This window comes from Billgrantia montanilacus (assembly GCF_003336675.1).
GTDB classification, from domain to species: Bacteria; Pseudomonadota; Gammaproteobacteria; order Pseudomonadales; family Halomonadaceae; genus Halomonas; species Halomonas montanilacus.
Genome location: NZ_QPII01000016.1, coordinates 108,323 through 116,367, shown reverse-complemented (window position 1 = coordinate 116,367; position 8,045 = coordinate 108,323). Strand labels below are relative to the sequence as shown.

General features: G+C 63.8%; 7 protein-coding genes. 4 read left to right on the top strand and 3 right to left on the bottom strand.

Annotation, left to right across the window (positions count from 1 at the left end):
- Window positions 1–677 (top strand): electron transfer flavoprotein subunit alpha/FixB family protein (locus DU505_RS17885; protein ID WP_114480354.1); only part of this gene is annotated, 677 nt, incomplete at its 5' end.
- Between the two features lie 219 nt (window positions 678–896).
- Entirely contained in the window at window positions 897–1,508 is a 612-nt protein-coding gene (locus tag DU505_RS17880) for a superoxide dismutase (RefSeq protein ID WP_114480341.1), read from the top strand.
- A gap of 73 nt (window positions 1,509–1,581) precedes the next feature.
- Here DU505_RS17880 and DU505_RS17875 read toward each other — a convergent pair whose 3' ends face one another.
- Both DU505_RS17875 and DU505_RS17870 read right to left on the bottom strand, forming a co-directional pair.
- The gene (locus DU505_RS17875; protein ID WP_114480340.1) at window positions 1,582–2,349 is read right to left on the bottom strand and encodes an ABC transporter ATP-binding protein; all 768 of its coding nucleotides are present in this window, start codon (window positions 2,347–2,349) and stop codon (window positions 1,582–1,584) included.
- An 18-nt stretch (window positions 2,350–2,367) separates the two neighbouring features.
- Window positions 2,368–2,646 (bottom strand): hypothetical protein, encoded by a 279-nt coding sequence (locus DU505_RS17870; RefSeq protein ID WP_245948049.1) that lies wholly within the window; start codon window positions 2,644–2,646, stop codon window positions 2,368–2,370.
- 323 nt (window positions 2,647–2,969) lie between these two features.
- Between DU505_RS17870 and fhuB the strand changes: the two genes are divergently transcribed.
- Window positions 2,970–4,955 carry a Fe(3+)-hydroxamate ABC transporter permease FhuB gene (fhuB, locus tag DU505_RS17865; RefSeq protein WP_114480338.1) on the top strand — a complete coding sequence of 662 codons (1,986 nt, stop codon included), beginning with the start codon at window positions 2,970–2,972 and terminating at the stop codon, window positions 4,953–4,955.
- Window positions 4,956–4,999: 44 nt separating this feature from the next.
- On the top strand, window positions 5,000–5,803 hold the full coding sequence (gene fhuF, locus DU505_RS17860; protein WP_114480337.1) for a siderophore-iron reductase FhuF: 804 nt from the start codon (window positions 5,000–5,002) through the stop codon (window positions 5,801–5,803).
- A gap of 84 nt (window positions 5,804–5,887) precedes the next feature.
- Here fhuF and DU505_RS17855 read toward each other — a convergent pair whose 3' ends face one another.
- The gene (locus DU505_RS17855) at window positions 5,888–7,984 is read right to left on the bottom strand and encodes a TonB-dependent receptor (RefSeq protein WP_114480336.1); all 2,097 of its coding nucleotides are present in this window, start codon (window positions 7,982–7,984) and stop codon (window positions 5,888–5,890) included.
- Window positions 7,985–8,045 lie beyond the last annotated feature (61 nt).

Genomic DNA, 8,045 nt, shown 5'->3' with positions numbered 1-8,045 from the left:
ACGGCCACGTGCTGGCGGCCGCCTCGACCACCGGCAAGAACGTCATGCCGCGCCTCGCCGCGCTCAAGGATGTCTCGCAGATCTCCGAGATCGTCGCGGTGGACTCGGCCGACACCTTCAAGCGCCCGATCTACGCCGGCAACGCCATCGCCACGGTGCAGAGCGCCGATGCCCTCAAGGTGATCACCGTACGCAGCACCGGCTTCGACGCGGTAGGAGAGAGTGGTAGTGCCACCATCGAGGCGGTGGATTTTGTCGCCGAGAATAGCCAGTCGACCTTTATCAAGCAGGAACTGGCCGAGAGCGACCGGCCCGAGCTGGCCGGTGCCAAGGTGGTCATCTCCGGTGGTCGCGGCATGGGCAGTGGCGAGAACTTCAAGCTGCTCGACGGCATCGCCGACAAGCTGGGTGCGGCCATCGGCGCCTCAAGAGCCGCGGTGGACGCCGGCTTCGTGCCCAACGACATGCAGGTGGGCCAGACCGGCAAGATCGTCGCGCCGGAACTCTACATCGCCGTGGGTATCTCGGGCGCCATCCAGCACCTGGCGGGGATGAAGGACTCCAAGGTGATCGTGGCGATCAACAAGGACGAGGAGGCGCCGATCTTCCAGGTCGCGGACTATGGTCTCGTCGGCGACCTGTTCGAAATCCTGCCGGAGCTCGAGAGCAAGCTGTAAACAACAGGAAGCTGCATGCCGGACGAAGCCGATCCTCAAGCGAGGGTCGGCTTCTTTCGTTGTCAGGCCCTGCTGGTCATGGCGATACGATTTTATGAAGCTTGGCTATACAAGGCAGTAACAATAGCTATTAGCATTAAGTGTCAGGCTTTGCCATGCTGTACCGATGAGTCGAGGGCTTCGGCCCCTATTTCGTTTGCTTCATGGAGGAGCTGACCTATGCCGCACACACTACCCGAACTTCCCTACGCCTATGATGCGCTGGAACCCTATATCGATGCGATGACCATGGAGATACACCACTCGCGTCACCACAAGACCTACGTGGACAAGCTCAATGCCGCTCTGGAAGGTACCGGCCTGGAAGATATGCCGGTGGACGAGCTGTTGGCCAATATCGACCGGGTACCCGAGCAGAAGCGGCAGGAGGTCATCAATAATGGTGGTGGCCACTCCAACCACTCCAAGTTCTGGCAGATGATGGCGCCCAGCGGCGGTGGCCAGCCCCAGGGCAAGGTGGCCCAGGCCATCGACAGCGAACTGGGTGGTTTTGACAGTTTCAAGGAAGCCTTCACCAAGGCGGCCCTTGGGCGCTTCGGTAGCGGCTGGGCCTGGCTCAGCGTGACCCCGGAGAAGAAGCTGGTGGTCGAGAACACCCTGAACCAGGACAGCCCGCACATGCATGGCAACACGCCGGTGCTGGGTCTGGACGTGTGGGAGCACGCCTACTACCTGAAGTACCAGAACAAGCGCCCGGATTATGTCGAGGCATTCTTCAACGTGGTCAACTGGGAGGACGTGGAGCGCCGCTTCCAGCAGGCTACTTCATGATTGGGTAATCCTTCCCGACATTCGTCCAGTGCAAGCCGCAGCCCCTCGGGCTGCGGCTTTCACGTTCAGGGCGCTAGCATGCCACGGCAATGCGATGCTTGCCGTTGGGGTGGGCCATCACCTGCATGGGCAGGCCATAGATGGCCTCCAGGTTGGTGTCGGTCATCATCGCCTCGGGGGAGCCGTGGGCCAGAACCCGGCCGCTGTGCAGGGCGAGCAACTCGTCGCAATAGCGTGAGCCCATGTTGATGTCGTGCAGGACGATGATCACGCATAGCTTCAGCTCGTCGCACAGCTTGCGAATCAGGGACAACACCTCCATTTGATGGGCGATATCCAGCGCGGCCAGCGGTTCGTCGAGCAGCAGGAAGCGGCTCTCCTGGGCCAGCAGCATGGCCAGCCACACGCGCTGGCGTTCGCCGCCGGAAAGGGTGTCCACCAGGCGGTCCGCGAAGGCTTCCGTGTGGCTGAGTTCGATGGCTCGACCGATAGCGGCCTTGTCCCGTGAGGAATGACGTCCCAACAGGCCGTGCCAGGGATAGCGGCCAAAGCCGATCAGTTCGTGCCCGGTCAGATTCTCCGCGCTGGGCAGATGCTGGGGCAGATAGGCGACGCGACGGGCGAACTCTCTTTTACCCCAATCATGCAGAGGGCGCTTGTCGAGCAGGACCTCGCCTCGGGTGACGGGTTGCTGCTGGGCCAGCAGCTTGATCAAGGTCGACTTTCCCGAGCCGTTATGACCGATCAATCCGTAGACCTTGCCTTCCTCGAAGCGGTGTTCGAGGGGCTTCAGCAGATGTTGTCCGTTGACTTCGAAGGTAGCGCCCTTGACTTCGAGCATGATGAATCCTTGGTGATGCTACCAACCGAGCCAATGACGCAGCCGCTGGCCAGGCGAAGCGGGCTGGTTGGCCGTCATCCGGCGCATATCGCCCGATAGCAGCAGTGAGGCTTTTTGCAGCGGCGCCATGATGGCCTTGAGATGGTGCTGGCAAAGCTGGCGGTTGAGGGCGGCAGGGCACTGTGCCATTAGCAGGCCGCAATGGTAGATGGCGGTATCCAGCGACTCGCTGACGTCCTTGAAAGGGGAGGCTTCCCACCGGCAACGCTGTAGTTCGTCATACAGCATCTTCAGCATCTGGGCATCCAGCCAGCATGGCGTGTCCTTCCCCATGGATTTGTTTGCCACTGCATTCTGGATGGCCTGAAAGGAAACATGCAGGAAGACGCATGTGTAATAAAGCTGGGAGCGTTCCGTTGTCATGGGACACCATGTAAAATCTCAATGAGACTGATTTGCATTTTGACCGATAAGCAGTGTGCCGTCAAATGCGAAGCGGATCTTGATTCTACTGATAATCATTATCAGTTACTATCTGTCCACAGCGCAGGAAAGCAATGGTGGAGCATGGTCGACGACGAGAACCAGAGAGTGGAAGCACTGCGAGAGGGGGCGGGCAGATGACGGTGGACATACGCCGCGCTTTCTCGCCAGCCCGTTCCTGTCTACTGCTGAGCCTGCCTCTGCTGGCCCTGTTCTGGCTAGGTTTACAGGGGCAGGGGGGCTTTGAACTGGGCTTGAAAGTGCTGGTAGCGCGTTCGTTCAAAGAGGTCGACGAGCTGCTGCTGTATTACGCCTGGTGGCCCAGGTTGACGATCGCGTTGCTGGCCGGGGGTGGGCTGGCCCTGGCCGGGGTGCTGATGCAGCAGGTATTGCGCAACCCACTGGCCTCGCCAACAACCCTCGGCGTGGCCTCGGGGGCCAACCTCGCACTGATGGCGACGACCCTGCTGGCGCCCGGGCTGTTGGTCGTGGGTCGAGAGTGGGTGGCGCTGGCTGGTGGCGGGCTGGCGGTAGGGCTGGTGTTCATGCTGGCCTGGCGGCGTGGCTTGGCACCCATCGTGGTGGTGCTTGCTGGGCTGGTGGTCAACCTCTACCTGGGCGCGCTGGCCACGGCGCTGCTGCTGTTCAATCACGAAGCGTTGTCGGGGCTGCTGATCTGGGGAGCCGGATCGCTGGCCCAGAATGGCTGGGACGGTGTGGCGATCCTCTGGCCGCGGTTGGCCATTGCTGGCGTGGCGGCCTGGTTCCTGCTGCGCCCCCTGGCGGTACTGGAACTGGACGACGCCAGCGCCAAGAGCCTGGGGGTATCGCTCACCTATCTGCGCTTCGCCGGTATGGGGCTGGCGATCTTCATCACCGGCAGTATCGTCAGTGTAGTGGGGATCATCGGCTTCATCGGCCTGGCGGCGCCCAATATCGTGCGCATTGCCGGGGCACGGCGTCTCGGCGAACGCCTGGTGTGGGGCACGCTGTTGGGGGCGGTGCTGCTGGCCACTACCGACCTGCTGCTGCAGAACGTCACGGGCGTTTTGCCAACGCTGATCCCCACCGGTGCAGTGACCGGCGCCCTGGGCGCGCCGCTGCTGATGTGGTTGATCCCGCGGTTGAAGCTGCAGGGCGATCGTGCCCCCCAGCCGGCTACGGTGCTGGCCAACCGCCATCCTGCCCCGGGGCGCCTGGCCACTCGCCTGGGTATCGGGCTGCTGTTGGCGACGGGCCTGGGGCTGTTGCTGGGGCAGGGGGTGAATGGCTGGTACTGGCTGCCGCCGGACAGCTGGAACGTCATGCAGTGGCGGCTGCCCCGGGTGGTAGCGGCGGCCGCCAGCGGCTTGATGCTGGCAGTGGCCGGTACGCTGCTGCAGCGTCTCTCGGGCAATCCCATGGCCAGCCCCGAGGTGTTAGGCATCAGCGGTGGCTGCGCCATCGCCTTGATCCTGGGGATCTTCCTGCTTCCGGCGCCGACCAGTGGGATGCTGGTGGGCATCGGTACCCTGGGCGCCTTCGCCACCCTGCTGATTCTGGTGGCACTCAATCGTCGCAGCGGCTTCGTGCCCGAGCGTTTGTTGCTCACCGGGGTGGCGGTAACGGCGCTGTTCGATGCGGTGCGCAGCGTGATGTTGGCAGGGGGCGATCCGCGCGGGCAGCAGGTGATCGCCTGGCTGGCGGGTTCCACCTACTACGTCGACCTCACCAGCGCCCTGGTGGTGGGGACGCTGGCGGCGCTGCTGGCGCTGTGCACCCTGCCACTCAGCCGCTGGCTGGATATCCTGCCGCTGGGCGCCCCCACCGCGAGTTCCTTGGGTATCGCCTTGAACCGTGCCCGCCTGTTGCTGTTGCTATTGGTGGCTCTGCTGACCGCCTGCGCCACCCTGCTGGTGGGACCGCTCTCCTTCATCGGGCTGCTGGCACCGCACATGGCCAGGCTGCTGGGCCTGTCGCGGGCCCGCCAGCATCTGCTGGGGGCGGCACTGGTGGGCATGCTGTTGATGGTGCTGGCCGACTGGGTGGGCCGCCAGGTGATCTTTCCCTACGAAATACCCGCGGGCCTGGTCGCTTCGCTGATCGGCGGTGCCTACTTCATGTGGGGGCTGCGTCGCTTGTAAGGAATGCGTGGCGGGCGATCCGTCACCCAGACAGGAGGTCGTATATGACGGCAATGATGGAATACTCCACTCGCCTGGGCGATCCGGCCGAGGCGCTGCTGGCGCTTTTTCGTCAGCCGCCCCTGGACAACCTGAGGCCGCCGGGCTTCGGGAATCACGAGGTAGAGACACTGCCTGCCGCCGCGCTCCTCGACCAAGAGATGCTGCATGGGGTGCTGCAGCGCTTTACGGCGAACTTAGGCGAGGGGGCCGATCAGAAGGCGGCGACGTCGATCTGGTCGAAGTATCTCTTCAGCCTGGTCTCGATCCCCGCCCTGGTGGCCAACCTGTTGCTGGGGCGGGCGTTACCGGTGCGCGCCGAGACGCTGCGCGTCGAGCTGGGCGAGCGGGGGGAGGTGATGCGGCTATGGCTTCGCGATGGCGGGCAGCCCCTGGCGTCTCTGGCCTCCGATGAACGTTTCACAACGCTGTTCGATGACCTCTGCGCACCGATGATTGGCGTCTTGGCTGCTGGATCGGGGCTTTCGCCCAAGGTGTTCTGGAGCAATCTCGGTCATTACGTGGAATATATTGGCAAGACCTGCTCGCGGCATCCGCGCTTTCCCGATGCCGGGGAGCCGCTGCTGCGCTTTCTCGACACGCGCATCCTGCCGGATGGACGGCGTAATCCGCTTTATCAGCCGGTACGTTATCTCGACCTGGGCGGTGAGGCGCCGTCCCGGGTACGGCGTCTGTGCTGCGTCAAGTATCGCTTGCCCGATGAGCCGCTATGTGGCGGCTGCCCGCTGAAGCCGGAGAACCGCTCGGCCAACTGCCTCCGTCAAGGCGGGAAATGTTTCGGCTTGTGAAGGAGGGGCGTGAGCGGGCACGATAAACGCCCACCACGAGGGTGGGCGTGAAGCGAACGAGTGGCATCGCGATGAAGGCGGGATTCAGTAGTCCATCGACCAGGTCAGGCTGTAGGTACGCCCGCGACCCTGGTAGTCGTAGAGGTACTCCGGGCCGTAGTAGGGCGAATAGAACATCGCCGCGCGCTGGCCCCACACGGTGGAATAGCTCTCATCGAGCAGGTTCTGCACGCCGAGGCTGAACCGGCCGACGTCGGTCTGCCGGCTGAGTGACAGGTCCAGGGTGGTATTGCCGTCGATCTCGCGATCGGCGTCGTCTTCAAGGTCGAAGGTGTGGTTGGCCTGCAGGCGCGCCGAACGAACCCGGTCCGACCAGCCAATGAAGGCGGTGGCCGAGGAGAGCGAGGAATCGCGGGCGTCGCGCTTCTCCCACTTGCCCGCGTCGTTTTCCTGCTCGGAGCGCACCAGGTGCAGGGTGCCGCCGGCTTCGAAGCCACCGTCGAAGTAGCGGGTGAGTGCGCCCTCGAGCCCGTAGTCGCGCTTGCTGTCGTCGATCACGTCGACGCTCAGGTCGCCGCTGTTGACCTCCAGGGCCTTGTCGGACCAGGAGTAGTAGGCCGCCGCCTGGGCCACCCAGTCCCCGCCCTGGTAGCGCCAGCCGAGCTCGACCTGGTCGGTTTCGATGGCGGAGAGCGGGTTCTGATCGACGCTGATGCCCGGCCGACCGTAATACTTGGCCGGGTCGGGCAGCTCGAAACCCTGGCTGTAGCGCAGCCAGTTCTGGTGCCCGTTGCCGTAGTCGTAGAGCACGCTGGCGTTGAGCAGGGTGGCGTCGTAGTCGTTCTCGCCGCCGGGAATGCCATTGAAGTCGTCAACCTCGACATCGGAGTGCTGGCGACGGACGCCGGACGAGAGCTTGAGGGCGTCGGTCGCCTGCCAGTTCGCCTGGGCGAAGGCGGCGAGGCTTTCGACCCGGTAGCCGGGATACCGCGGCGCGATGCTGGCCTGCTCCTGTACCAGGCCGCCGGTCGCGTCGGATACGGCCTTGGCGAAGGTCATCTGGCTGGCATCGAAGCTCTCGCGGTCGAGATCCAGGCCGTAGGTAAGGTCGACTCGGTCGGTCAAGCGAGCGTCGAACAGCGCCTTGATGCCGTTGAGGTCGGTATTTTGTTTGGAGGCGCGGAATTCGGAGCCTCCGCTGACGGGGTAGGGGAAGGCCTGGAAGCTGGCCTCCTCCTGGCGATGGAAGGCCTGCAGGTAGAAGTTCTGGCCCAGCAGGTCGCCGTGATGGTACTGCAGGTTGAGCATCTTGCGGTCGGTGGCCGGATCGCGGTCGGAGCGATAGCCGTCGCGGATCTGGGCGTCCTCCAGGCTGGGGCTGGCGGCGGCGAGGTCCGGGAAGTAGACGCCACGGTCGCCCTCGTAGCCCGACCGGTAGAGCTGGGCGCCCAGTTCCAGGGTCTGATTATCGTCCAGGCTGAAGGTGAGGTTGCCGAGCACGTCGATGCTGCGGTTGTCCTGCAGGTCGGTCTGGGCGATATCGGGGAAGATCTCGTCGCCGCGGCCGTCGAACTGGCGGCCGTTGTCCTGGAAGGCGGTACCCAGGTAAGCCTGAACTCGCTCGTTGCCGCCGCTGACCGACTGCGCAATGCGCTTGTCGAGATCGTGGCTGTCATTGAAGCCGGTGGTGATGCCTGCCTCGGTTCGCCAGTCCGGACCGCCGACCTGGCCCTTGCGGGTGATGATGTTGATGATGCCGCCGGTGGCGCCGCCGCCATAGAGGCTGCTGGCACCCGAGAGCACCTCGATGCGCTCGATGTTGAAGGGATCGATGGCGTCGAACTGGCGGGACAGCCCCCGAGAGCTGTTCATCGATACTCCGTCGATCAGTACCTGCACGCTGCGTCCGCGCAGGTTCTGGCCATAGTTGGTGCGCCCCTGGGGGGCCATGTCGAGTCCTGGGACGAGCCTGCCCAGCGCGGTCTTGAGATCGGCACCGGCTTCGATCTGCTGCTGCAGCTCCTCCTTTTCGAGTATCCATGCCGCACCGGGTATCTGGCTGATCTGGGTGGGGGTACGTGACCCCAGCACGACCATGGTTTCCTGCGGTTCCTGAGCGTGGAGGATCATGGTCGCCGAGCCGGCGGCCATGGCGAAACCGAGGGTCACTCGCTTCTTCATTGGGGTTCCCTTGCCTGGAAGACGTGAATGGTTCTTGCTGAAAGTGGGCAAGCATAGCATT

What these genes read in the sequence shown, in the direction of transcription:
- DU505_RS17875 (WP_114480340.1), bottom strand. Translation starts at nt 2,349, where the DNA reads ATGCTCGAAGTCAAGGGCGCTACCTTCGAAGTCAACGGACAACATCTG.
- fhuF (WP_114480337.1), top strand. Translation starts at nt 5,000, where the DNA reads ATGACGGCAATGATGGAATACTCCACTCGCCTGGGCGATCCGGCCGAG.
- DU505_RS17870 (WP_245948049.1), bottom strand. Translation starts at nt 2,646, where the DNA reads ATGCTGAAGATGCTGTATGACGAACTACAGCGTTGCCGGTGGGAAGCC.
- DU505_RS17880 (WP_114480341.1), top strand. Translation starts at nt 897, where the DNA reads ATGCCGCACACACTACCCGAACTTCCCTACGCCTATGATGCGCTGGAA.
- fhuB (WP_114480338.1), top strand. Translation starts at nt 2,970, where the DNA reads ATGACGGTGGACATACGCCGCGCTTTCTCGCCAGCCCGTTCCTGTCTA.
- DU505_RS17855 (WP_114480336.1), bottom strand. Translation starts at nt 7,984, where the DNA reads ATGAAGAAGCGAGTGACCCTCGGTTTCGCCATGGCCGCCGGCTCGGCG.